The organism is Rhabdobacter roseus (assembly GCF_014202275.1).
Classification (GTDB): Bacteria; Bacteroidota; Bacteroidia; order Cytophagales; family Spirosomataceae; genus Rhabdobacter; species Rhabdobacter roseus.
In genome coordinates, this window is the sequence record NZ_JACHGF010000005.1 from 348,845 (window position 1) to 374,459 (window position 25,615).

The 25,615-nt window shown below is 53.3% G+C and carries 17 protein-coding genes; 10 read left to right on the forward strand and 7 right to left on the reverse strand.

Going from position 1 to position 25,615, the window contains the following annotated elements:
* Positions 1-6: 6 nt before the first annotated feature.
* The 7 genes from HNQ92_RS17795 to HNQ92_RS17825 all read right to left on the reverse strand — a co-directional run bounded on the left by HNQ92_RS17795 (position 7) and on the right by HNQ92_RS17825 (position 11,022).
* Positions 7-1,416, reverse strand: a complete 1,410-nt coding sequence (locus HNQ92_RS17795) for an arylsulfatase (protein WP_184175658.1) — start codon at positions 1,414-1,416, stop codon at positions 7-9.
* A gap of 1 nt (position 1,417) precedes the next feature.
* Entirely contained in the window at positions 1,418-2,362 is a 945-nt protein-coding gene (locus HNQ92_RS17800) for a glycerophosphodiester phosphodiesterase family protein (RefSeq protein ID WP_184175660.1), read from the reverse strand.
* An 86-nt stretch (positions 2,363-2,448) separates the two neighbouring features.
* Positions 2,449-4,101: a RagB/SusD family nutrient uptake outer membrane protein gene (locus HNQ92_RS17805; RefSeq protein ID WP_184175662.1), complete on the reverse strand. Its 1,653-nt coding sequence runs from the start codon at positions 4,099-4,101 to the stop codon at positions 2,449-2,451.
* A gap of 22 nt (positions 4,102-4,123) precedes the next feature.
* Positions 4,124-7,504 carry a TonB-dependent receptor gene (locus tag HNQ92_RS17810; RefSeq protein ID WP_184175665.1) on the reverse strand — a complete coding sequence of 1,127 codons (3,381 nt, stop codon included), beginning with the start codon at positions 7,502-7,504 and terminating at the stop codon, positions 4,124-4,126.
* A 132-nt stretch (positions 7,505-7,636) separates the two neighbouring features.
* Positions 7,637-8,719 carry a FecR family protein gene (locus HNQ92_RS17815; protein ID WP_184175668.1) on the reverse strand — a complete coding sequence of 361 codons (1,083 nt, stop codon included), beginning with the start codon at positions 8,717-8,719 and terminating at the stop codon, positions 7,637-7,639.
* Positions 8,720-8,797: 78 nt separating this feature from the next.
* Positions 8,798-9,397, reverse strand: coding sequence for an RNA polymerase sigma factor (locus tag HNQ92_RS17820; RefSeq protein WP_184175671.1), 600 nt, complete (start codon positions 9,395-9,397; stop codon positions 8,798-8,800).
* Positions 9,398-9,738: 341 nt separating this feature from the next.
* Positions 9,739-11,022, reverse strand: a complete 1,284-nt coding sequence (locus HNQ92_RS17825) for an MFS transporter (RefSeq protein ID WP_184175673.1) — start codon at positions 11,020-11,022, stop codon at positions 9,739-9,741.
* 190 nt (positions 11,023-11,212) lie between these two features.
* Here HNQ92_RS17825 and thrA point away from each other — a divergent pair, with 190 nt between their 5' ends.
* The 10 genes from thrA (at position 11,213) to HNQ92_RS17875 (ending at position 25,610) form a co-directional block, all read left to right on the forward strand.
* Positions 11,213-13,669 carry a bifunctional aspartate kinase/homoserine dehydrogenase I gene (gene thrA / locus HNQ92_RS17830; protein ID WP_184175676.1) on the forward strand — a complete coding sequence of 819 codons (2,457 nt, stop codon included), beginning with the start codon at positions 11,213-11,215 and terminating at the stop codon, positions 13,667-13,669.
* Between the two features lie 39 nt (positions 13,670-13,708).
* Positions 13,709-14,647, forward strand: coding sequence for a homoserine kinase (locus tag HNQ92_RS17835; protein WP_184175679.1), 939 nt, complete (start codon positions 13,709-13,711; stop codon positions 14,645-14,647).
* Between the two features lie 85 nt (positions 14,648-14,732).
* On the forward strand, positions 14,733-15,059 hold the full coding sequence (locus HNQ92_RS17840; protein WP_184175681.1) for a HesB/IscA family protein: 327 nt from the start codon (positions 14,733-14,735) through the stop codon (positions 15,057-15,059).
* Positions 15,060-15,255: 196 nt separating this feature from the next.
* Positions 15,256-16,155, forward strand: a complete 900-nt coding sequence (locus HNQ92_RS17845; RefSeq protein WP_184175684.1) for a nucleotidyltransferase family protein — start codon at positions 15,256-15,258, stop codon at positions 16,153-16,155.
* Between the two features lie 102 nt (positions 16,156-16,257).
* Positions 16,258-17,724 carry an alkaline phosphatase D family protein gene (locus HNQ92_RS17850; protein WP_184175687.1) on the forward strand — a complete coding sequence of 489 codons (1,467 nt, stop codon included), beginning with the start codon at positions 16,258-16,260 and terminating at the stop codon, positions 17,722-17,724.
* 130 nt (positions 17,725-17,854) lie between these two features.
* Positions 17,855-18,523, forward strand: a complete 669-nt coding sequence (locus tag HNQ92_RS28950) for an acetylxylan esterase (protein WP_184175689.1) — start codon at positions 17,855-17,857, stop codon at positions 18,521-18,523.
* Positions 18,524-18,534: 11 nt separating this feature from the next.
* On the forward strand, positions 18,535-19,968 hold the full coding sequence (locus HNQ92_RS17860) for an alpha/beta hydrolase family protein (protein WP_343063014.1): 1,434 nt from the start codon (positions 18,535-18,537) through the stop codon (positions 19,966-19,968).
* A 237-nt stretch (positions 19,969-20,205) separates the two neighbouring features.
* Positions 20,206-20,790, forward strand: coding sequence for an RNA polymerase sigma-70 factor (locus tag HNQ92_RS17865; protein ID WP_184175692.1), 585 nt, complete (start codon positions 20,206-20,208; stop codon positions 20,788-20,790).
* Between the two features lie 146 nt (positions 20,791-20,936).
* Complete coding sequence (locus HNQ92_RS17870) at positions 20,937-21,950, forward strand: FecR family protein (protein WP_184175695.1); 1,014 nt, start codon at positions 20,937-20,939, stop codon at positions 21,948-21,950.
* A gap of 321 nt (positions 21,951-22,271) precedes the next feature.
* A complete protein-coding gene (locus HNQ92_RS17875) occupies positions 22,272-25,610 on the forward strand; it encodes a TonB-dependent receptor (protein WP_184175698.1) in 3,339 nt (1,112 codons plus the stop codon).
* Positions 25,611-25,615 lie beyond the last annotated feature (5 nt).

Below are 25,615 nucleotides of genomic sequence, written 5' to 3' on the forward strand. Positions count from 1 at the left end.
GTTCGTTTAATACAAAGCTTTGCGTTTGGTCAGCGGAAATTCAGGGTGCTCGGTGCGCGTACGGGTCATGAATGATTCGATTTTTGCCACAATAGCCGGATGCTTGGCGGACAGATCCGTGGTTTCTCCCTCGTCATCCCGCAGGTTGTAGAGTTCAAAAGGCTTTTCGTAGCGTTTGATTCCTTTCCACGGCCCCATGAGCACCGCCTGGATGGGGCCTTCGCGCTCGTTCACTTCCCAGTAAAAGTACTCGTGCTCGCGCTGCGCTTTCGGCTTGCCGAGCAGCGTTGGCAAGTACGAGATCCCATCAATGGGGGTAGTTGGTTTCACTCCGGCCAGCTCACAGGCCGTAGGCAGGAAGTCCCAAAAAGCGCTGGCGTGATCGGACAAGGCTCCGGCCTTGATGTGGCCGGGCCAGCGGGCCACGAAAGGTACCCTAATGCCCCCTTCGTACAGCTGCAGCTTACCGCCCCGGTACGGCCCGTTGCTATCGAAAAATCCGTTGTCGAAGCCCGGACCGTTGTCACTGGACAAAATAACCAGCGTGTTTTCGTCTATTCCTTGCTTTTTTAATTCGGTCATGATCTGCCCGACGTACCGGTCCAGGCGGGAAACCATGCCCGCATAGGCCAGATTCCCGTCCGGGTCGTGGTGGTAGTGCGCTACCGTCATGGGGCGCTCGGGCCAGCCCAGGTTCAGGTAGGGCTGCTTGGAGTCATCGGGTACGGTTAGCTCGTTGTGCGGTAGGGTAAAAGGCAAGTACAAAAAAAAGGGCGCCGCTTTGTGCGCCTGGATAAAGCCCAAGGCTTCGCTGGTAAAGGAATCATTGGAATAAGTACCTACTTTATGGGCGCAATCATTGCCTGGAAGCAGTACTTTATCGTTATTTTTCCAGAGGTAGGCTGGGTAGTAATGGTGGGCTTCGCGGTGGGTTCTGAAGCCATAAAAGTAGTCGAAGCCCTGAGCCAAGGCATTTCCCGTGGTGCCCCCTTCGTCCAAGCCCCACTTGCCGATAATGCCCGTTTTGTAGCCTGCCCGCTTCAATTCTTCGGCTACCGTGATATCTTCCAGAAGCAGGTCAGCGGGCTTGCCGTTGAGGCTCCACTCTGATAGCTCCCGCACGGTAGCGTGGGCCGTGTGGATGCCCGTCAGCAGCGCAGCCCGTGACGGCCCGCACACAGAACTACCCGCGTAGTGTTGCCGAAAAGACATCCCTTCGGCGGCCAGGCGATCCAGGTGGGGCGTTTTTATTTTGGTCTGCCCGTTAAAACCCACATCGCCATAACCCAAATCATCGGCCAGAATAAAGATGATGTTCGGCTTCTTGGCTGCTACCGGCTCCATTAGTTTCCCCGAAAAACTTAGCAGAAGAGCCATGCTCAGGCCTAGTAGGGATATGACTTTCAGACGTTTCATGCTAGTTGAAATAGTTTTTCTTGGAAGAAGAAGGTACCTTCAGCAAGGGTTTAAGCGCGTGTCCGGCTTCAATGGCCAGGTCGGCTTCAATGATATCTGCTCCGGTCTGGATAATGCCTCGGTAGCCTTGCGTCAGTTCCGCCGCTTTGATTTCCCCTTTACTATATTGGATATCGTAGTTACGCGAACTTCCCACGATACACATCGCTCCTCGCTGGTGTATGGCCCGGAAGAGCTCCGGATCTTTGCCCAGGGTATGGCTCACAAAGACCACCACGTTTTTCCAGGGCACGCCCGTTTGGTCAAACTCCTTTACCTTCTCCATGGTCCCCAGCATCACCTCCATCAAGATATTCTGATTCAACTGGTAGCACTTTTTGGCATCTTCGTGGCTGTAGGCCATCACCACGGCATGGCTTTCGGCCCCGTGCTCTTCGATTTTCCGGACGCGCGCTTCTATTGGTACATCCTTCATGTCCAATACCAAAATGGTTTTTCCCCTGGCCCACTCCAAGGCTTCGTCGAGGGTAGGCATGTGGTAAGGCGTTACATTGCCTTCGGTATCTTTCAGCCTCAGTTTTTTAAGTTCGTCCAGCGTATAGTCCGACACTTTCCCCTGGCCAGTGCTGGTGCGGTTGAGGGTGGGGTCGTGCATAAGCACTATGGCGCTGTCTTTGGTATAGTGTGGATCTACCTCCAAAATAGCATGAACCTGACGGAGAGTATTCTCGAACGTCGGTAGGCAGTTCTCAGGAAATCCTTTCCGGGCCCCACCCCGATGGGCGCTGACAAACGGAATACGATCGGGCGTATAGGCAAAAAAACGCTTTAGATCTGCCGTGTTCTTGACCTGAATGGTATGGAGGTCGGGAGCGGCGTTGAACCCGCAAAAACTACCCAAACCAACGGCCAGGGCTAGTCCAATAATGGAAAGTACATACTTCATAGAATCAGCTAGATTACAGGATTTGAAAAAGGGTAGTGCGCGGGCAAGCCCATGAAAGGGGTGCTTGCCCGCGCGATCGTTGTCCCTTAGTAGCCCGGATTTTGCACGATTTTCGGGTTTTGGTCAATCACCGCCTGCGGGATCGGCATCAGGTAATTCTTCCCTGGGTCAAACTTGATGGTACCTCCACCTACGTTGACGACTTCGTAGGTCAGGGCTCCGTTTACCGTCGTAATTTTCATGCCCCGCAGGGGCTGGCTGAATACCTGCGGCGCCACCCGCCATCGCCACAGGTCTAGCAGCCTTTTTCCTTCAAAAGCCAGCTCAACCCGGCGTTCCCGGCGGATACGCTGACGCATCTGCTCCTGGCTAAGGCCCGCGGGAAGATTGGGCAACCCGGCCCGGGTCCGGATTTTATGGATGGCCTCGTACACCGACGCATCGGGACCGGACAGCTCATTTTTGGCTTCGGCGTAATTCAGAAGTACCTCGGCGTAGCGGAAGATGATCGAATTGGAGCCGCCCGTCAGGTTGTTGAGGTTGTCACGGCTGGGCATGACGGCCGGGTCCAGGAGCTTCTTGAGAAAGTACCCCGTGCGGTTTCTTCCTCCCGCCCCGGATGCGTCGAAGACATTGTTGTTGTTGGCAATACCTAAACGGGTATAAATCACCTGCCCGCCAATCCAGGGGGTACCGTCGTACAGGATTGAGGCGTAAAAACGTTTTTCTCGGTTTTCGTACGGCTTTTTGGGGTCGTACAGCGTAGAGCCTTCGGCGGCGGTTTTGCCGTCCAGAAATTCGTATTCGTCTACAAGATTCTGCGTCGGGTTCACACTACCCCAGCCCAGGCCGTTGCTGAGCATCGTAACGCCCCAATACGTATCGCGGGCGTGTCCTTTGATATTAGGCGCGTATTGAATGTCAAAAATGACCTCTTGGTTGTTCTCATTGGCCGAATAAAACAGCGCGCCATAGTCGGCAAAAAGTGCATAGGTACCCAATTGCATGATCTGTTGGTTGGTCGTCGCGGCATCTCTCCATTTCCCGGCGTAGAGTTCCAGTTCTCCTTTCAGGGCCAGGGCGGCTCCTTTGGTGGCGCGTCCTACGTTGGTGCCCGTCACGGCCGTCGGCAAATCGGCCGCGGCTTTAGCGCATTCCTCCTGGATAAAAGCGACGCATTCTTCGTAGGTACTTCGGGGGTAGTTGATGTCTTCGCCCGAATTGCGGTTTAGTACTTTGGTAATCAAAGGTACCCCGCCGTACCAATTAACGAGGGACGTATAGTAGTAGGCCCGCAGAAAACGCGCCTGGGCCAGCATGTTTTTCTTGGTAGCCTCTTCAAAAGAGGAAGCCGCGATTTTTTCGAGAAACAGATTACACTTCCGGATATTGGCGTACATCCGACTCCAGTGGGGGCCAAAGATCTGGGCGTTGGGACCGTAGGTATTGTTGGCAAAATGCGTGTATGAAAGTACCCCAGCAATGTTGGCATTGACGGCATTGTCTGAATAATTATCCAGCGGATCATTGCTTACTTCGGTGGGTACATTGGTCCATATCGACGACCAGGGCCCCGCATTTAGGGCGTGGTAGATGTCGTTTAGAAACAAGTCGGCATTTTGGGGCGTACTCCATACGGTTTCATCCGTCAGTTGATCCGTCGGGGCTACGTTCACCAGGGCATCGCTGCACGATAAACAGCTCAAAAGTGCTACCAGGGAGATAACTATTTTTTTCATGATTAGTCAGTTTGGGCAAATGTTAGAAACCAATGGTCAAGCCGGCTGTATACACCTTTTGCTGGAAGTAGTACCGCGCCCGGTTGCTGGCTAGTTCCGGATCTAGAAAGGGTACTTTGGAAAAGGTAAGCAGGTTCTGACCTGATACATAGATGCGTACCGTCTGGGCTTTCAGTCGGCCGAGAATCGACGAAGGCAGGCTGTACCCAAAATCGAGCGTTTTCAGCCGCAGGTAGCTTCCGTCTCGCACCCAGAAAGACGACACCTGGCTATTGTTGGTGGTGGGCGAAGGCGTTATGCGTGGGTAACCCGCGTTGGGGTTTTCGGGCGTCCAGTAGTCCAGCTGCTCCCGAAATACCTTGGCCCCGTTAAAAAACGGCAGTTGGGCTTCATTTTCCAGCAAGATGGTACTTGAGGCCGCTCCCTGCCAGAGTAGGTTCAGATCAAAACCCCGCCAGGACAGGTTGGTGGTCAGCCCCAGAATCATCTGTGGCTCCAGCGGCTTGCCGATGAAAACTTCGTCTTGGCTGTCGATTTTGCCGTCGTTGTTGATATCCTCGTACTTAATATCACCGGGTTTCAGGGCACCAAACTGGGTAGCAGCTGCTTTAATCTCTTCCTCCGACTGAAAGTACCCGATAGCCCGGTAGCCAAAACGGGAGTTGTAGGCGCGGTCGGTCCGGCGGCGGTTGGGGTTGTTGAAAGTGGAGGCATTTTCAAACGTCTGTACCAGCTTGTTGGCCGCGTAGGTAAAATTAAAGGTGGCGTCTAGCCGAAGCTCCTTGCCAAGCGTTTGGCGGGTATTGAGCGATAGGTCCACCCCCCGGTTGATCATTTCGCCGGCGTTCACCTGTGATATACCGATGCCGTATTCGACCGGCACCGTCTGGCTGGGCGAAACCAGCATATTGGAGCGCATCTCATTGAAATAATCGGCCTCCAGGTTCAGCCGTCCATTCCACAGGGAAGCTTCAAACCCAACGTCAAATTTATTGGCCGTTTCCCAGGTGATGGCCGGGTTGGCTTCGTTGCGCTCAAAAACGCCCTGCGTTTGGTAAAATTGGGTTCCGCCAAATACGTAGCTGTTGGCCAGTCCGTAGGTACTTAAGTATTGAAAAGCACTACCGGCCAGGTTGCCCGACTTTCCGTACGAAGTCCGAACCTTTAAGTTGTTTACCCAACGTACCCGATCTTTGAAAAACGCTTCTTCCGAAAGCCGCCAGCCGATGGACGCAGCCGGAAAGAAGGCAAATCGTTTGCCCGGCGCGAAGTAGTAATGGCCATCGTAACGCCCCGCCAGCTCGACGAGGTACTTCTCGGCGAAGTTATAGCTGGCCCGGCCGACAAAACCCACCTGCTTGCTGGCACTGGATGAGCCGGCGTTGTCGTAGTTGACTTTATTAGTACTCCCTACCGAAAGCTCATCCAAATAAACGGAATAGTTGAGCCGGGAGGCGGAGAATTGGTTGGACTGCCCGTTACGCTGCTCAAGTACCCCTAACATATTGATGGCGTGTTTACCAAAGGTATTGGTGTAAGTGAGATAGCCCTGGAGGGTTGTTCGGGGGCTCTGGCTGAAGGCTTGTGACAGCTGCGGCGCTCCTACGCCCCCCTTGGTGGGCACAAACTGATCCTGAGCGTTGAGGGCGTAGTAGGTAAAGGGCACTTGCCACGCTTTGTTGAAAGAATAATTCAGGTCATAGGCCGCTACGGCTTTAAGGGCCAGTCCCGGCACAAAGGGTAATTGCTGCTCAACGGCCAGTTGAGTAAACAGCATGTTGCTATTCGTATTGTTATAGCCACTCTCGTAAATGGCGGGTAAAAGCTCATTGCCGGGCAGGCCGTTCTGAAACGACAGCTGATTGGTCAGCAGGGGCGGGTTTTTGGTTACGGACGTGAATATACCCGTCCCGGTAGTAGATCCGGGGTTCTTGGTGGTCTCCAAGGCGCCCTTTACATCCAAAGAGACGGTCGTAGTTGGAGTGGCATTCACATCGACATTCGTGGACAAATTGACGCGCGAAAAGTTAATGGTACGCACGGCACCTTCTTGGTAGAGGTACCTGATAGAGCTAAAGTACCGGATTTTTTCCGAGCCACCCGTTAGCGTCAGATCATGGTTGGTCATGGGCGCGTTGAAGTTTATGACTTCCCGGACCCAATCATGATCGGGATAGTGATCCGGATCGGAGCCGTCGCGGTACTTCTGCAATTGTTCTTCGGTATAGGTCGGCGATAACCCTGCGTTTTGGTTGGCGGTGTTCAGGAGAGACGCAAATTCGTAGGCATTCAGGTAGTCGGGATACCTGGTGGGCCGCTGGATGCCGGTCCAGCCGCTGTAGCTCAGGGATATTTTTCCCGCCTTTCCCCGTTTGGTCGTCACCAGGATAACCCCATTAGCTCCCGCCAACCCGTAAGGAGCTACGGCGGCAGCATCTTTAAGTACCGTAATACTCTCTATTTCGTTGGGGTTCAGTTGGGAAAAAGGCCGTGGGATACCATCCACAATGGTGAGCGCTCCGTTTTGCGACCCCGTAGTACCTAGCCCCCTCACCCGGATGGTTGAGGCATCGCGACCGGGCTCGCCGCTGGCCTGAAACGCCAAAACTCCGGACACGCGCCCGGCTATACTGTTATTGATATTAGCTACCGGGGCCGCTTTTAATTCATCCCCTTTTACCGTAGACACGGCCGCCGTTGTTGAGGTTTTGCGCTGAGTACCGTAGCCTACCACCACTACTTCACTGAGGGCTTTCACTTCGGGCGTGAGGACAATACTCAGGTTTGACCGACTGTCGAGCGCTATTTCCTGCGATTGATACCCCACAAAGCTGAATACCAGTACCTGATCGTTATCATCGATCCGTAGGGTATATTCCCCGTTGCCATCGGTGGTGGTACCCTTGGTGGTACCTTTCACCACCACCGTCACTCCCGGGATCGCCTGCCTATTTTCGGCATCCGTCACCGTACCCGTTATGGTACGGGCGGCGGACTCATAGGCCTTAGCCGCGCTGGGCACGGCCGTTTGGTCAGGGGTGGGTACTTTATCCAACAGGATTTGCTTTCCCCTCACTTCATAAACCACATCGAGCGGCCTCAGAAGGCTCGTCAGTACGTCAGCGAGCGGTTGGTTGCTTACTTTCAAAGATACTTTACGACTGGCAGGAACTACCTGCGGGCTATACATAAACCGCACCTCTACCTGCTTCTCAAGCTGCCGCAATACAGCTTTGACTTCCTGCTCGTTTACTTCCAGAGATACTTTGCGGTGAAGCAAATCCTGGGCAGCCGCATCCCGGGCGTAGGCCATACCGGCCACGGCTGTTAGCAACAGCAATTGAATGAAGCTGACACGCATCATTTGGCAGATTTGAGAGTGAATAAGTATTCCTTTTTTCATACTTTTGGTGGTTTGGTTAGTGTAAACTGGCACAACAATCCCGCCCTCATCAAAATGAGGTATCCAAACTTGGGGCGGGTACTTTCGGAGCCGGTCGTGTTGCATCCACTACCGGCTCTTTTCTACGACATACTACTTACATCCCTTGCTATAAATAACTACTTGTGTTTCAATAATTTCGTAGGAGGAGTGAATACTACGGCAGAGTAAGTCCAGTTTTTCGGCGAACGTTTCACTACCCAGGGTGGCCGTGATCTGGCAGTGCTTCAATACTTGTTCGTCGTACACTAGCTCAATGCCGTAGGCTTGGCTTAAATCCCGGAAAATCTGAGAGGCAGGGGCTTCTACGTAATTAAACTCCGGGGAGTCGTCCATCGGCTGAACAACGACGGGCTCTTCCACAAGCGACTTAGCCAACCGCTGGCCTTCGGTCAACAGCCTCACCTGCTGATTTGGCGTTAAGACAACGCCTTCTTTGTTCGAGGCTTGCTGGCGCAGATCGGCCGTTCGGAATACCGACACTTTGCCGGTTTTGACAATCACCCGGCTCTCCGGCCTCCCTGCATCCGCTTCAATCCAGAAGCTCGTGCCCAGTACCCGGGTTACTAATTTTTCGGTAAGTACCCAAAATGGCTTGGCGGGATTATGTGCCACCTCAAAAAACGCATTTCCCTTCAGGTAAATTCTTCGTTCGGCTTCCCCGAATTCTTTTGGATAATTCACGCTCGCCAGTGGCTCAAGGGTAATCCGGCTCCCATCTGGCAGCTGCACCAGCCTGGCTTTTGGCTCGTTATTGGTGATGGTTATCAGACCCTGGGGCTGAGTAGCGGCCTGAGACGTTGAAGGCTGTGAAGGGCTGCGATTCTCGTACAGAAACCACGCCCAGCTTAAGCCAAGTACCACCATAGCGGCCGCAGCCACGCGGCTCCAGGCCCGAAGTGACATCACCCGGCCCGCTGGGGCTTGTCGTTGCTGGATAAGGCTCCAGGTTTCATCAATGGCCTCATCCATTTCCGCTTTGGAGACCTGCTGATGGGGCATTTCCAGTACCCTGAGCCAGGCCCGAGCCTGATCAACCGTAGCTTGTTTTTCCGGGTTCAACCGCAGCCATTCGTTCCAAAAGTCCTCTGACTGGGGGCTAGGACTTAGAACCCACTCACGAAACCATTCGTCTTTCAGAAATTCTTCTGCGGTATAGAAAGCATAGTTGAACATGAAACGGCGCGCTTTTAATCAGAGATGCAGCCGCGCGTAGGCACATACCCTCTTTTTGAGAAAAATAATGGAAAGAAATCAGGAAAAGAGTTGATCAGCGACCGATAGCCCTAGAAGTATAAAGCTTAAGTCGTGGGGAACGACTTGGCGAAGGCTATACAGCGCCTTCTGGAGCAGATTAGAAACCGATTGGTGGGAGATCCCCATGACCTCCGCGATTTCCTCGCGCGTGAGGTTTTGGTAGTATTTAAGGTAAACAATCTCGCGCTGCCGGCGGGGTAGTTCGTTGAGGTACTCCGCTACCCGCTGGGCCTGGCGGACAATACTCTCCCTTTCAATGAAGAGGAGCTCGGGGGATGATTCAAAATAAAATAACTTTTCGTCGTCTACGGGCTGGTCACTTAGGCGAAGAACCGACGCTTTTGACAGCTTTCGTGCCAGTCGTCGGCGTAGCGAAATGAGCAAATAAGCTTTGACCGAATGGGGTTGTGCTACCTGATGACGTTGGAACCAAAGATCAATAAAAAGCTCCTGAATGCAGTCTTTAATTACTTCTTTGCTTTTGCTGTATTTGCTGCCATAATTTAGTAGCGGTCCGTAAAAACGCTCCATGAGTTTTCGTAAGGCCGTTTCGTCATCAGCCAAAAAAGCCTTCCAGTCCTGATCGTCCCTGTCCATGCATGGGCTATCAATCGGTTTCACATCCGTAGTCGATTTAGATTGAGTGCATAGTTACGCAAACCCTCAGAGACCGTCTAGCTTTCCACTTTAAGACATTGTTAAGGTTGAGTCGAGAGCAAACTTAACTTTTCAAACCCGAAGAACCAATTCGGCACTGCATCGAAAGTAACTTCCTAATAATCAATAAATTTAAGCCATTCATAGGTACTTCAAGTACCTCCACATAACCTAGCCTCCGGGCCGTTGCTGAGGGACTTTGGCTGTCTATTGCAGACACTTCGTGAGGGTTGATTCCTTTAATAAGTACCCTTGCCCCGGCCTCTACTTACCCGCGGTCGCTATCCATCCAGAATACCCGTATCCACACTAGTGGGCGGGGTACCGGTCCAGGTCAGTTCCTTGGTGGGGTCAATGACCAGCCAAAGCAAGCTGCTAAAGGCCAGCAAGGTACCTATGATGTAGAGCGGATAGGTGTAGTCGCCGGTGACGTCCACGATTCTGCCAAAAAATACCGCCAGGAAAAAACCACCCAGCTGCCCGATCATGTTCATGGTACCGGCTACGGTACCCGCGCGGCTCTTGCCAATATCCACGCAGACGGCAAACGATACGGGCAGCGTCAGGTCCTTGAAAAGCATCCCCAACGACAGCAGGTAGGCCGCCGTCACGTTGTCGGTGGTCAGGGCTGAGGTCCACATAACGGCACTCGACAAGCCCATGCCCACCAGCCCCACACTGGCGCGGCCCACGCGCAGGCCGAAACGCTTCACGAGCCAGTCGCTCAGGAAGCCGCCTGCGAAGCAGCCCACCGCCCCCGACAGAAAAGGCAGCGTGGTAAAAAGCTGCATGTCGGCTTCGGAGAAGTGCCGCCCTTCCTGAAGGTAGATGGGCATCCAGCTGTAGAAGAAGTAAGCTCCGTACATGTAGAAATGAAACATGATTACGAGTGCCCAGAGGTTGCGGCTGCGCAGCAGCGCGCCCCAGGCCAGGCTGTGCGCCTGCGGACGAAAGCGGCGGTACTGCTCAATGTATCGGAGCTCTTTCTCGGACACGCCCTTTTTCTCGTTGGGGAAATCCCGAAACCAATAGTACCACACCACGGCCCACACGACCCCCACCAGCCCCATGGTGTAGAACGACGCCCGCCAGCCCAGCGAAGCGGCCAAAGGTACCATCACCAGGGGTGCCACGGCACCGCCCAGGCGCCCGGCGGCCCAGATAAACGCCTGCGCCCGGCCCGTTTCGACCGCCGGAAACCAGCGGGCTATCACGATGGAGCTGTTGGGGTAAGCGCCCGCCTCGCCCATCCCGAACAGGAAGCGTATGACAATGAGCGCGATCAGGCCGGAGGCTACGCCCGTCAGGGCCGTAAAGAGCGACCACCAAAGTACCACCCGGAGCAGTACCCGGCGAGGGCCGACGCGGTCGCCGAGGGCACCGGTAGGTACTTCAAAAAGCGCGTAGGCCAGCGAAAAAGCGCCCAGAATCCAGCCAAACTGCTCGTTGGTGAGGTCGAGGTCGTCTTTCATGCGTTTGCCCACCACCGAGATACACACGCGATCGAGGTAGGTGATCATGGACAACGAAAACAGGAACGTCAGCACACGGTAACGATACAGCATAGGCGGGCAGGGTCGAAGGGTTGGGTAGTAGCAAGCAATGGATCAAGAAAAATAAGCAACATTTTCGCAGCTTACGTACTTTTTGGGGGAAAATCATCCGACCGGCAGGCGAATTGCTATATTTGCAGCCTGATAGAATTGCCTAGCAATCATCCTTTTGTCATTCTCTTTATTTCGAATTCGGTAGTTAATGAAAGTTCTTAAATTTGGCGGCACGTCGGTCGGTACGGTTGATACCATTAAGCAAGTCATATCCATCCTGGAAAACAACCTGGCCCAAGGCGAACGCATGGCGGTTATTTTTTCCGCCATGGGGGGCGTTACCAACCGCCTGATCGAAATTGGCCGGATGGCTTCGGCGGGGCAAGCCGAGTACCTGGAGCTTCTGAAAGCCGTGGAAGAACGCCACTTTGCCACCATCCGCGGCCTCCTGAACGTCAAAAATCAGAGTACTACTTTCGCCGCCGTCAAGGGCCTCTTCAACGAGCTCGAAGACCTGCTGCGGGGTGTTTCGCTGATCCGCGAGCTCACGCCTCGCACCCTGGACCTCATCATGAGCTTCGGCGAACGGCTCTCCACCACCATCATCACCGAAGCCCTCAAGCACCGGGGCATCGCCACCGAATACTGCGACGCCCGCTCCCTGATCCGCACCAACGACCATTTTGGCCTGGCGGAGGTCGATTTTGAAATTACCAACCGGCAGATCCTGGAATACTTTGCCAAGACCTCGGCGCTGCCCTGTGTCACGGGTTTTGTGGCTTCCACCGCCGACGGCATCACCACTACGCTGGGCCGCGGCGGCTCAGACTACACGGCTTCCATCTTCGGCGCGGCGCTGGACGCCGAGGTCATCGAGATCTGGACCGACGTGGATGGCATGATGACCGCCGACCCGCGCAAGGTACCTAACGCCTTCACGATCCCGTCCATCTCCTACGCCGAGGCCATGGAGCTCTCGCACTTCGGGGCCAAGGTCATTTATCCACCCAGCCTGCAGCCCGCTTTTGCCAAGAACATTCTCATCAAGGTACTTAATACCTTCAATACGGCCTTCGAAGGTACCTTGGTACACCGCTCGGCCAACGGCAAAGAGTACGCCATTACGGGTATTTCGTCCATCGACGACGTGGCCCTGGTGAATATTCAGGGAAGTGGCATGATTGGCGTGGCCGGGATTTCGGCCCGGCTTTTCACGGCTCTGTCCGACCACCGCATCAGCGTGATCCTTATTTCGCAGGCCTCCTCGGAGCACTCCATCTGCTTCACCATCGACCCGCGCAACGCCGACCGCGCCCGGGAGGTACTTCAGAAAGCCTTCGAGGCGGAAATCGCCGTGGGGGATATTGACAGCATCAGCATCGAGAAAAACCTCTCCATCATCGCCATCGTGGGCGAAGGCATGAAGAAAAGTACCGGGGTGTCGGGAAAACTGTTTTCGGTATTGGGCAAAAACGGGATCAACGTCATTGCCACGGCCCAGGGCTCTTCGGAGTTGAATATTTCGGTGGTACTTTCCAAAAACGATTTATCCAAAGCCCTCAACGCCATTCACGGGGTATTTTTCCAATCCGAAACCCGTTCGCTCAACCTTTTCATTGTGGGCGTGGGGCTCATTGGGGGTACTTTGCTGGAACAAATCCGGAACCAAACGACCTACCTGCGTGACGAAAAATTTCTGAAACTGAACGTGGCCGGACTCACCAATACCAAAAAAATGTTGCTCGAGCCCGACGGCATTGATCCCACGCGCTGGCGCGACGAGCTCGACGAGCTGGGCGTAAAAACCAGCCTTCCGGCTTTTGTGCAGCGCATCATCGAGCTCAACCTACCCAACAGCGTGTTTGTGGACTGTACGTCCGACAAAGACATTGTATACTACTACGGCGATCTGCTCGACGCCAATATTTCGGTTGTGACGCCCAACAAGGTAGCCAACTCGGGCCGTTATGCCGAGTACCTTCAGCTGCAGCGCATGGCCCTGCACCGGGGCGTCAAGTTCCTGTACGAAACCAACGTGGGAGCCGGGCTGCCCATCATCAATACCATCCAGGGCCTGATGGCCAGTGGGGATAAGTTCCTGAAAATCGAGGCAATCCTGTCGGGTACTTTGTCTTACATCTTCAACACCTTCGGTCCGGGCGTACGCTTCGTGGACGTGGTACGCGAGGCCAAGGCCAAGGGCTACACCGAGCCCGACCCGCGCGACGACCTCAGCGGTACCGACGTGGCCCGCAAGATTCTGATCCTGGCCCGCGAAGTAGGGGTACCTTTGGAGCCGGAAGACATCGCCATTGCCCAACTCTTGCCCGACAACTGCCAGCAGGCCCCCAGTATCGAAGCCTTCTTTGCCGAGCTGGAAGCGTCTAACGACTATTTCGAAAAACTCCTGACCGACGCCCAGGCCCAAGGCGAGGTACTTCGCTACATCGCCACGCTCGAAAACGACCGCGCCACCGTGGAGCTACGTACCGTCGGCCCGCAGCATCCGTTCTACACGCTGTCGGGGAGCGACAACATCGTGTCCTTCACTACGGAGCGTTACAAGGACCGGCCGCTGGTGGTCAAAGGCCCCGGCGCCGGGGCCGAAGTAACGGCCTCGGGCGTATTTGCCGATATTATGAGCATCAGTAGCTATTTGGGGTAAAGTACCTCCTCGTGTAAAAAGCAGAATTGACCAACCATCATGGAGTATATAAAAGCCTTTGCCCCCGCTACCGTAGCCAACGTAGCCTGCGGGTTTGATATATTTGGCTTTGCCGTGGATGAACCCGGCGACGTCGTAGAGCTCCGCCGCCGCGACGAGCCCGGCATTGTCATTACCGACATTACGGGCGACGGCGGGCGGCTGCCCCGCCAGGCCGACCGCAACGCCGTGACCGTCGTGATGCTTCGCCTGCTGGAAAAGCTCGGCCGCTCCGACCTGGGCTGCGAGGTAGTACTGCACAAAAACATGCCGCTGGGCAGTGGCATGGGCTCCAGCGCAGCCAGCGCCGTAGCGGGTGTATTTGCCATCAACGAGCTGCTGGGCCAGCCCCTCAGCCGCGAAGAGCTCCTGCCCTTTGCCATTGAGGGTGAGCGCATTGCCTGCGGCTCAGCCCACGCCGACAACGTAGGCCCGGCGCTGCTGGGCGGCTTCGTGGTGATCCGGAGCTACCAGCCGCTGGACGTGTTCCGGGTACCCGTACCCGCAAGCCTGCACTGCACGCTGGTGAGCCCCGACATCGAGGTGAACACCAAAGATGCCCGCTACATTCTGCGCAACGAGGTTTCGCTCAAAAACGCCATTTCCCAAATGGGCAACGTGGCCGGGCTCATCACCGGGCTCATGAAAGAAGACTTCGGCCTCATTAGCCGCTCCATGGTGGATGTCATCATTGAGCCCGTGCGGGCCATCCTGATCCCCGAATTCAACGAAGTAAAACAGGCGGCCCTGGAAAGCGGGGCGCTGGGATGCAGCATTTCGGGAGCCGGGCCGTCGATGTTTGCCCTCAGCCGCAGCCGCGCCGACGCCGAGCGCGTGGGCCAGGCCATGCAGGAAACCTTTGCCCAGGCGGGTATCACGGGGGTAGTTCACGTATCGGGCATCAACCAGGAAGGACCGAAGGTACTCGAGAAAAAATGATTCGGAGAAAGGCTCCCGCCTGAACTTTCCCCGCCGGGAAAAAGTTATTATTATTGAAACTGATAAACGACTAGTCGTACTGAGAATGGTAACTGTAACGGACAAAGCCAAAGACAAAATCATTCAACTCCGCGCCAAGGAAGGCCGTACCCACGAGAACCACATCCGCGTGGGAGTACTGGGCGGTGGCTGTTCGGGGCTGATGTACAACCTCGAGTTTGACTCGGAAAGTATGCCTACGGACATGATTTTTGAAGATAAAGGAATTAAAATCGTCGTTGATAAAAAGAGTATCCTGTACCTGGCCGGTACGGTACTTGATTTTAGCGACGGGCTCAACGGAAAGGGCTTTCAGTTCGTCAACCCGAATGCATCCCGCACCTGCGGTTGTGGCGAAAGTTTTGCCGTATAGATTTTTCTTGATTAAGTTTGATTTAAAGCGTCGCGAGCTTCCACGCGGCGCTTTTTTATTTAAGCCTAGCCCAAAACTTTCTAAAAGGTAGTTCTTCCTTCCCAAATTTGCCCTTGTTTTGTGGTTATGAAAGCCTGAATTCGGCTTTTTATTTAATAAGCTCTAACTTGTAATAGCATATCCAAACGCAACATTCATGAAGCCTACACTCTTAATCTTAGCCGCCGGCATGGGTAGCCGCTACGGGGGCATCAAGCAGCTCGATCAATTTGGCCCGCAGGGCGAAACCATCATAGATTATTCCCTTTTCGACGCCATCCGGGGTGGTTTTGGTAAGGTCGTGTTCATTGTGCGGGAAGACATCAAAGACGAAGTAGAAGCTACCTTTGCGCCCAAACTACAAGGCAAAATCGAGTACGATTTTGCCATTCAGGGCATCCAGTCCTACGTACCCGAAGACCTGGGCGTAGTGGACCGCGCCAAGCCCTGGGGTACCGGCCACGCCATGCTTTGCGCCCAAGAACACACCCACACGCCCTTCGCGGTCATCAATGCCGACGATTTTTACGGACGCGAATCCTTCGCCACGATGGCGCGCTTTCTGGAGCAGAATACCGACGACACCCAGCACGCCATGATTGCCTACGAACTACGGCGTACCCTCTCGGCCAACGGCACCGTGTCGCGCGGGGTGTGTATCGTCAATGACTCGGGCAATCTGTCGTCGGTGGTAGAGCGGACCAAGATCTTTGAGGATTTGGGAAATATTTATTTTGAAGAAGACGAAATCTTGACCGAGCTTCCGGCCAAAACGCCCGTTTCCATGAACTTCTGGGGTTTCAAGCCTTCGGTGTTTCCCATTACCCAAAGTTTGTTTGAAAGCTACGCCCGCGCTAACCTTACTACTCCCAAGGCGGAGTTTTTCATTCCGCTGGTGGTGACGCACATGATTTTCAAAGACCTGGGCCGTTGCCGGGTATTTGGCAGCGAGTCCGACTGGTTTGGCGTAACCTATCCCGAGGATAAGCCGACCGTGCAGGCGGCGCTACAGGTCTTGCACGAGGCGGGCGAGTACCCCGACCGCCTCTGGGACTAAAAGTAGAAAGTGCCAGGCTAAGGCTTTGACTTAGGTACTTTTCCGAAGTACCCTCTGATGGGACTTCGGAAAAGTACCTAAGGGTCCTCTAAGCCAAGGCACATGAATAAAGATAGCCGAAGGAGCTTTTTCAAAAAGTCAGGCCTCAGCCTGGTTTCCTTTTCGCTTTTAGACCTACGTACCCGTTTTTTTTGGCCCCAGGGCCGTAAGTCGAAGGGAGTACCGGCCGCTATTTATTTCACAACGGGCTGTAAAGTAGCCGAAGTAACCAGCCATAGCGCCGTGCTCTGGACCAGGCTCTGCGCACAGGAGAAGCCCAATCCGATCACCCATAAAAGAGTAGAAACCGTTTTTCGACATCCGATTGATTTCGACGAGCATCAGCCCGTGCAGTACATGGACGGAGCGGTGAAGGGCGTGGCTGGTTGGGTAAGAGCTACCCTCACCGCGCGCGAAAGTACCCTGCGGTCAGATTGGTTCCCGGCCCTACCCGAGCATGATTTCACGGTTCAAATCCCCTTCAGTACCCTTCAGCCCGCCACGACCTACCAGATCAAATGGGAAGCGAAACCGACCGAAGATGGCCTTATTTTTGTCAATACGGGTACCTTTCAAACGGCCCCCGAAGCCCATACCGAAAAAGCCGTGCAACTGGTGACCTCTACCTGCCAGTACTTCTGGAGCTACGATGACGACCAGCGGGGGTTCAAAACCTACGATAGCATGCGCCGCCTGAACCCTGACTTTTTTGTGCATACTGGCGACTACGTTTACTACGACAAGCCCGGCCCCCTGGCCACCACCCCGGAAAAAGCCCGACACCAGTGGCATGCCATGGACTCCTGGCCGTCTTTGGTGGACTTTTATAAAAGTACCCCCGCCTACCTGCTCAAAGACGACCATGATCTTTTGCGGGACGACGCGTACCCCTCGTCTGCGGCCTATGGCGAATTAACCTTTCAGGATGGCTTGAAAATATGGCGGGAAAACGCGCCCCTTCAAGGTACCCCCTATCGTACTTTTCGTTGGGGCCAAGACCTACAACTATGGCTGGTGGAAGGCCGGGAATTTCGCTCGCCGAATACCCTACCCGATAGCCCCGACAAAACCATTTGGGGCTCCGCCCAGAAACAATGGTTTACCCGCTCGGTAGAAGCTTCTGACGCAACCTTCAAAATTCTTTTCTCGCCCACGCCGGTCGTTGGGCCGGACCGGGACAAAAAAACCGACAACCACGCCAATAAAGCCTTTCAGTCGGAAGGTACCTGGCTTCGAAACTACCTATCTCGGCAAAAAAACATGTTTGTCGTCAACGGGGACCGGCACTGGCAGTACGTATCGGTAGATAAACCCACCGGTTTGCTGGAGTTTGGTTCCGGCCCCGTAAGCGATGCGCACGCCCAGGGATGGAATCCGGATGAAGTACGGGAGGAGCACCGCTTTCTGCGCGTAAAAGGTGGCTTCCTGGGTATCCAAGTAGCGCGCGAAGGCCCAAAACCCCGGATTACGTTTACCCACTATGACGTGGATGGAAAGCCGGTACACGAAGAAAGCCGTGTCGCAGAGTAAGCCCTACCCGTTAACAAAGGGCCATTCACCCATTCAAAAGTATTGATTGTATAAACAAGCTATGCCTGCTAAAAAAATCAGACTGACCGCCCCATTTACAACCGGGAGCAAGAGCTTCCGCTGTGTACTGATGCTCCTACTTTGTGGCGCGGCCAGTACTCTTTCCGCCCAGGACAACCTGTTGGTTTTTGATTACTGGAAATACCACGCAGGTACCCCTTCGGTTTCGCTGTATAAACACCTCTACAGCCATGCTTCGGAGCAGCTGGAAGAGCGCCGGGGCGCGGTTGAAAAGCTCCAAACGAAGGCGGATTGGCAACGAAGGCAAGCCTGGGTGAAGGCTCAACTTGCCGAAGCCATGGGGCCTTTTCCTGCCAAAACACCCCTCAACCCCGTGGTCACAGGTACCTTGGATCGCGAAAAATGTACGGTTGAAAAACTGTACTTTGAGTCGCGGCCCGGCTATTTCGTAACCGCAGCGTTGTTTCTGCCCAAAAACCGATCCGGCAAAGTACCCGCTATCCTGTATTGCAGTGGTCATAGTCCCGTGGGGTTCCGGGCCGATGTGTACCAGCATACGATCCTGAACTACGTGGAAAAAGGCTTTATCGTGCTGGCTTTTGATCCCATTGGGCAGGGAGAGCGCCGTGATTACCGAGACGTAGCGGATAAGTCGGCACCTACCAAGGAGCATTCCTACGCCGGGGTGCCCTCCTTTATTGCAGGCTTGCCCCCGCCAACTACTTCGTCTGGGATGGTATTCGGGCCATCGACTACCTGCTCAGCCGACCGGAAGTAGATGGTACGCGGATCGGGGTTACGGGCCGGTCGGGCGGAGGTACCCAAACGGCCTACATAGCCGCTCTGGACGACCGCGTGCTGGCCGCAGCGCCGGAATGCTACATTACTTCGTTTGACAAACTGCTGCAATCGGCCGGCCCTCAGGATGCCGAACAAAATCTGATGCACTTTTTGGCCAAAGGGCTCGACCTGGCCGATTTGATTGAAGTACGGGCTCCGAAACCTACACTGATTGTAAGTACCACCCGGGACATGTTCAGCATACAGGGCGTCAGAGATACGTACCAGGAAGCCCAAAAGGCTTTCCAGGCGCTGGGTAAAACGGAGCAACTCGCCAAGGTCGAAGATGACGCCGCTCATGCCTCTACGCCTAAGAACCGGGAAGCCACCTACGCTTTTTTTCAAAAGTACCTGAATAATCCCGGTAGTTCGGAAGACCAAACTGTGACCATTTTCTCCGAAGAAGACTTGTTCGTTACGCCGGGCGGCGACGTCCAAAAAGACAGAAAAGGAGAGTCGCTGTTCAGCATGAATAAAAAATACGCGGCGGATATGGTGCAAAAAAGAGCGCAGCAATCTACCGACCCGAAAAACATCCGGGCTAAAGCGATATCGTATTCGGGCTATAAGCATCCTACCGCCAGCCCGAGCGTCCTTTTTTCGGGAAAGACGCAGATGGAAACCTATACCATCGAAAAGTACCTCCTGAAAGGTCCCGGTGACTACCACCTGCCCGTCTTGTGGCTAAAACCGGTAAATACCTCGGGAAAAGCCATTCTGTTACTGGATGACCGGGGAAAAGCGCTGGCCCTAAAACAAGGAGAATTGGCGCATCAACTCGTGAGCGCTGGGCATGAGGTGATTGTGCCGGACCTCAGCGGCACGGGAGAGCTGGGCCACGGCTACATGCAGGGCGGCGACTCCGTGATCGAAGGCATTCCCCTGAATCTATGGTATGCCGGGATTTTAACCCATAAAAGCCTCGTAGCCGTACGGGCCGAAGAAATTAGTATGTTGGCCAGCTTTATCAAGAAATCATTTACCGCTCCCAGGCCGCTGGCGGTGGTGGCCGCTGGTACCTTCACCTCAGACCTGCTTCATGCCGCCACGTTTGACAATCCGTTTGACGGGATCGTTTTATTGCGCCCACTGGCCTCGTACCAGTCCATTACGGAAGAAAGGCTCTATAAAGCGAAATTTGCCATGTCGGCCGTGGCGGGTGCTATGCAGGCCTATGATTTGCCGGATTTGGTGGCGGGGTTTCGCCAATCCAAACTGCTACTGGTCAACCCGGTAGACGCCACGGATCAGGAGCTTGGTCAGGAGGTTAGTGGCTCCATTTTTAAAAGTACCCTGAGCAAACAATCCGGGCAACGTTCATTCCTACGAACTTCCGTAAAGCCCGAAGAATATGGCCCTACTATTGGCGATTGGCTGAAATAAGTACCTTCCCTGGTTGGTTATGGCCCGACACGCAGGCTATTCCGGTATACCTATTATAAACCTACTGTGGCCAGGGTATTCTTTTTCGTAGTGCACTAGGTACCTGCTACTGCTCGCCATAGGGCTGCGAGGTTCTTTCAGGCGGTTGAAGTTAAATAGTTGAAAAGTTGAATTTTATTTCCCTATTTTTATACTTTGTGCCTGACTGTGGCGACTAATCTCACGATTATTAATACGATGAAAAAGGTCATTCTGGATGACAACGATTTGGCAGAAGGCATCAGGAAAGGAGATTTGCGGTCTTTCACCAGTTTCTATGAGGCCTATCACCGCTATCTTTTTCACTTTTCTTTAAAATTCCTGAAGTCGTCGGTGCTGGCCGAAGAGGCCGTTCATGACGTTTTTCTTAAAGTATGGGAAAACCGACACACGCTCAATCCAGACCTTTCTTTGAAAGGGTACCTGATCAAAATTTGCAAAAACCATATACTTACCCTGCTCCAAAGAGCCAACCGGGAGCAGACTCTCCAACGGGAAATTTGCCGTTCTTTGGCTACGGAGCATAATGAGACCGAAGATGCCATCTTTGCCGCTGACCTGGAAGTACAGGTGGAACAAATCATCTCCCAACTACCTACTCAGCGCCAAAAGATTTTCCGCATGTACCGCTTTGAGGAAATGAATTTTGATGAAATAGCCAGCCAGTTGGCTATTTCCAAAGGAACCGTGAAAGATCATATGCTCAAGGCCAACCGTTTCATTCGTAAGTACCTTCCTTTGCACAGCGATGTACCGCTGCTCTTGCTCATTTTACTGAGTTAAAAATCTGGCTCACTTCTATTTTTTTGGTCCCAGCTTAGTTTTAGAAAACTTACTGTCAGGCACTTGCAGAAATCTTGAAAATTTCTTGGTAGCGCGAGCATGTCTATTCGTAGATTAAATTGTATTTATAATACAAACAAGGATCCATGAGAGACGAGCTTTACATGCGGGTACTTCTGGCCAGGTACCTTTCGAATAAAAGTACGGAAGTTGAAATAAAGGAGCTGTTTGACTATTTGTCAACCTCGCAGGGGCAGCGTATGCTGGAAGAGGCAACCGACTACGAAGCCCAAAGGATGCAAGAGGTTGACTTTCCGCTGCCCGCCGAAACTTCCCGCCGGATTTTATACCAGCTCCTGGGGAGCGTCGAAAAAACCACTCCGCCCAAGAGCGTTTCTTTGCTTCCTCTACGGCATCGAAAACGCGCCTGGCAAATGGCGGCGGTGTGGGTGGGAATTCTGCTGATGGTCGGCTTAGGGTACTATCAGGTTAGTCGGACCGACCAGCACGTCATAACCACCGAAGCCGGACAGCGCCGAACGGTACTTTTACCGGATGGCTCCCGGGTGATTCTCAATTCCAGCTCAACCCTTACTTACCCTTCTCGCTGGGCAAGCCATAAAGACCGTCGGGTAAAGCTGGAAGGCGAAGCCTTCTTTGACATAGCGCACCATGAAGAGCGGCCTTTCTATGTACACACTTCGCGCCTGGAAATCAAGGTACTTGGAACTGCCTTTAACGTAAAATCGGATAAGAAGAGCCAAACGCACGAAACTACGCTGGTAAGGGGAAAGGTCGTAGTTAGGGACCTGGAGGCACCTGACCAGCCAGAAACCGTGCTCAAACCCAACGAAAGGGCGATTTATAACCAGGAGGCGGTCAAAATCAAGACCCCCGTAGCCCCGTCTGATCAAAACTACTACTGGCAGAAGGCGCACTTAATCTTTGAAGATGAGCCCATCCAGGTTATTGCCGACGAGCTGGAAAAATGGTACAACGTAAGCATTGTAATCGAGGAGGCATCGAAAAACTGTCGGTTTCACCTGAACGTAGAACAAGAAACCTTACCGGAGGTACTTCGATTATTCGAAAACGTCACCGGAGCCAAGACGTCGATCAGCGGCAAAACCGTAACTATAAAAGGAAAACTGTGTGAGTAATACAAACTAAAACGAAGCCTGCCTATTGAACAGAGAAGAATCTAAAAGTTCGAGGTACCCCCAGCGCGTATCCTCCTAAAAAATTCGGATGCTACCCCCATCTCGCCAAAGATTAACAGATAGCATCCGGGTCTAAGCAAATTTGTTGTTTCACTAAACCATAACAAAAGTATGAAAAATACTTTATTATCAGTCCTTTGCCTGTTCCAATATGCACGCAAGCTTAAACAGAATACGATCCTTATGCTAGCCTTGATCTTCTTACTGTTGGGTACAATGCAGGTGCAGGGGAATGCATCAGCCAGGGAACCAAAGGTTTCTTTGAATTTCAAGGAAACTACCTTGAAGCAGGTACTTTATGAGATTGAGCGTCAAAGCAAAAAGAGCTTCTTCTATAGTTCAAGCCAGATAGACACCCGTAGAAAAGTTAGCCTGGCGCATAGCGGTACCCTGGAAGCTATTTTACAGGTACTTTTTGACAATACCGATGTTTCCTGGCAAATTGAGGGGAAGCACATTTTGTTGAAGAAAAAAGCGGAGGCCGGAAAGGAAGAAACGTATAACAGGAATCGTTCAGCTGACCCTAGTCCGGAAACTCTCCAGCTCAGGCCGGAGCTTATACTCCGATCCCGCTTGGTTATTGCCGTAAATGGCGTGGTAAGAGACGACACCAATGAGCCATTGCCGGGCGTGAGTATTATCCTGAAAGGTACCCAGAAAGGAACCGTTACGGACCAGGAAGGCAAATTTTCGATGGAGGTACCTTCGGCCGACGCCACTTTGGTCTTTTCTTTTGTGGGGTACCTACCCCGAGAAATCACGGTAGGAAACCAATCGTTTCTAGAGGTTGGCTTACAAACCGACACGAAGGCGCTGTCGGAGGTGATTGTGGTGGGCTACGGAACCGTAAAGAAAGAAAACTTGACCAGCTCTATTTCAAAAATCGGGACAGAAGCCATTGAAGGGCGACCTATTTCCACACTTAGTGAAGCGTTTGCCGGGCAGCTAGCCGGCGTTCGGGCCCAAAGTACCTCCGGGATTCCTGGCCAGGAGCTACAGATTCGGATCCGGGGCGTAAACACCATCAATGGCAACAGCAGCCCCCTGTATGTGATCGACGGGGTACCCCGCGATGACATGAATGACATCAACCCCTCCGACGTAGCTTCCATCCAGATCTTGAAAGACGCTTCAGCCACCGCCATTTACGGGGCACGGGGTGCCAATGGCGTCGTACTCATTGAAACCAAACAAGGCGTCGGCAAACCTACCGTTTCTTTTGACGCTTTTTACGGGGTACAGGACCCGGAAAAGCTGGTGGGTATGATGAACACAAAAGAGTGGCTGGCCTACAACATCTGGGACCGAAACGAAACCTGGCTCCGTCAGGGAGGCTCCATGAAAGATCCCATGTCGGCCCGGCCCGCCAACTTGCAGGTACCCGACCGATGGCTCGATCCCAACATTCAGGGAACGGACTGGCAGCGGGCGATTTTCGCGGTGGCGCCCATCCAGAGCTATCAGGTGTCGGTATCTGGCAAGAATGAACTGGGTAGCGTGTACATGTCAGGCGGGTATTTTGACCAGGATGGGGTTATTCAGAACACCTACTACCGCCGGATGAATTTTAGGTTCAACGGTACCCTGAATGTCAGCAGCCGTCTGAAGCTGGGAATGAATCTTTCGCCTTCTTTCTCCACGCAGGACGATCGCGAAACGCAGGGAAAAGAAACGGTAATTCACCACGCCATGGCCCAATCGCCGCTGGTGGGGCTCAACGAGGCTACCCGCGACTGGGGCTATCCCGTGGGGATTGGCCAGGTATATCCCAACCCGGTAGAAAGGCTTAAATACACCACTGACCGGACTAATAAAAATAAATTCACTTCGGTCGTATGGGGAGAGTACGCACTTCTACCGAGCTTAACCTTCCGCTCCCAGTTTGGTTACAATTACAACCAGGACCTGTACGAATTTTTCCAGCCGGGAAATATCACCTACAACAACGGCTTTGTGACGCTGGGAAACAGTAGCTCCCAAACCCTCCGAGATTGGTCCATTCAGAATACGTTGTCCTACGAAAAGAACTTCGGGGATCATAATTTGAGTTTACTAGCGGGCCAAAGTGCGGAGGACAGATCCTTTTTCCGGATTCAGGCGGTCGCTAACGGATGGCCCAACGAAATCATCGAGACGCTTAACGTAGCCACGACGCCCACCCGGGCCTCCACCGATAAGAACAGTTCGCGTATTTCATCCTTTTTCGGACGGGCAGGGTATAATTTTCGCGAAAAGTACCTGATCAACGCCACCCTCCGCCGCGACGGCTCCTCCCGTTTTGGATCAAACCACAAATGGGGTGTTTTTCCGGCCGTTTCTGCTGGCTGGAAAATCAACGAAGAAGCCTTTTTGCAACACGCAAACTGGCTGTCCTTATTGAAAATACGGGCCGCTTGGGGAACTTCGGGTAATGACCGGATCGGTAACTACGACTACATGTCCAAGCTGGGCATCAGCAATACCAGCTGGGGTGATGCCGTGGTGCCGGGCCTGGTACCTTCCAACATTGAGAACCCAGACCTGAAATGGGAATCGACCACCACGCGGGATTTTGGCTTGGATATTTCGGTTTTTAACAACCGCATCCAGTTCAACTTCGACTACTACATCAACCGTACTAACAATCTGTTGTTTAATCTGCCCATTCCCAATACAACCGGATTTTCCAGCTTCAGAACCAACATCGGCTCCATTCAAAACCGAGGCTGGGAAATTGATCTGACGACCACCAATACTACCGGTGCGCTACGCTGGACTTCGTCCTTGAACCTGTCCACGAATAAAAACAAAGTGCTGGACATGGGGTCGATTACCCAATTTACCAGTACCAACTGGGACGCTCAGTTTATTACGCGGGTAGGTGGGCCGGTGTCCCAATTCTACGCATACCGGACCAACGGAATCCTGACCCGAGCCGACTTTGACGATGCCGGAAAAGCAATTGTGCCCACCTTTCCCGGGCAGGAAATGGGCAATGTGAAGTATGTGGATCAGAACGGAGACGGACGGATCAATGCCAGCGACCTAGTACCTTACGGCAACAACCTGCCCGATATGATTTATGGTTTTACCAACCGTGCTAAGTGGCGAAACTTTGAGCTTAGCGTGCTCATACAGGGCCAGGTAGGTGGCGACGTCCTGTTTCTGGGCCAGCGACAGCTGGACAACGGCAATACCAACGTGAACAATTTTGCCCGCTGGGTTCACGCCTGGAAGCCCGATTATGAAGCCAAGTACGGTCCGGGCGAAAACCCTATTCCTGACTATCTCGGCGTGGATATGTCCTGGGATGGCGAAACGCCTTATACCAAAGGAATGAAGTCAGACAACAACAGCGACTTTCGCATCTATGACGCCACGTTCCTGAGGATCAGAAACATCGCGCTCAACTACACATTGCCGAAGAGCATTGGTGGTAGAAGTTTTTACAAGGGGGCCCGGCTGTATGTTTCGGTAGACAACCTCAAGACCTTTGACAACTACCCCGGCGTAACGCCCGAGACCAACAGCTTTGGAAATGCTACCACCCAGGCGGGCGTTGATTACAGTACCTATCCGCTAGCCAAGAAATACACCGTTGGTATTAACGTAACGTTCTAAAAAGT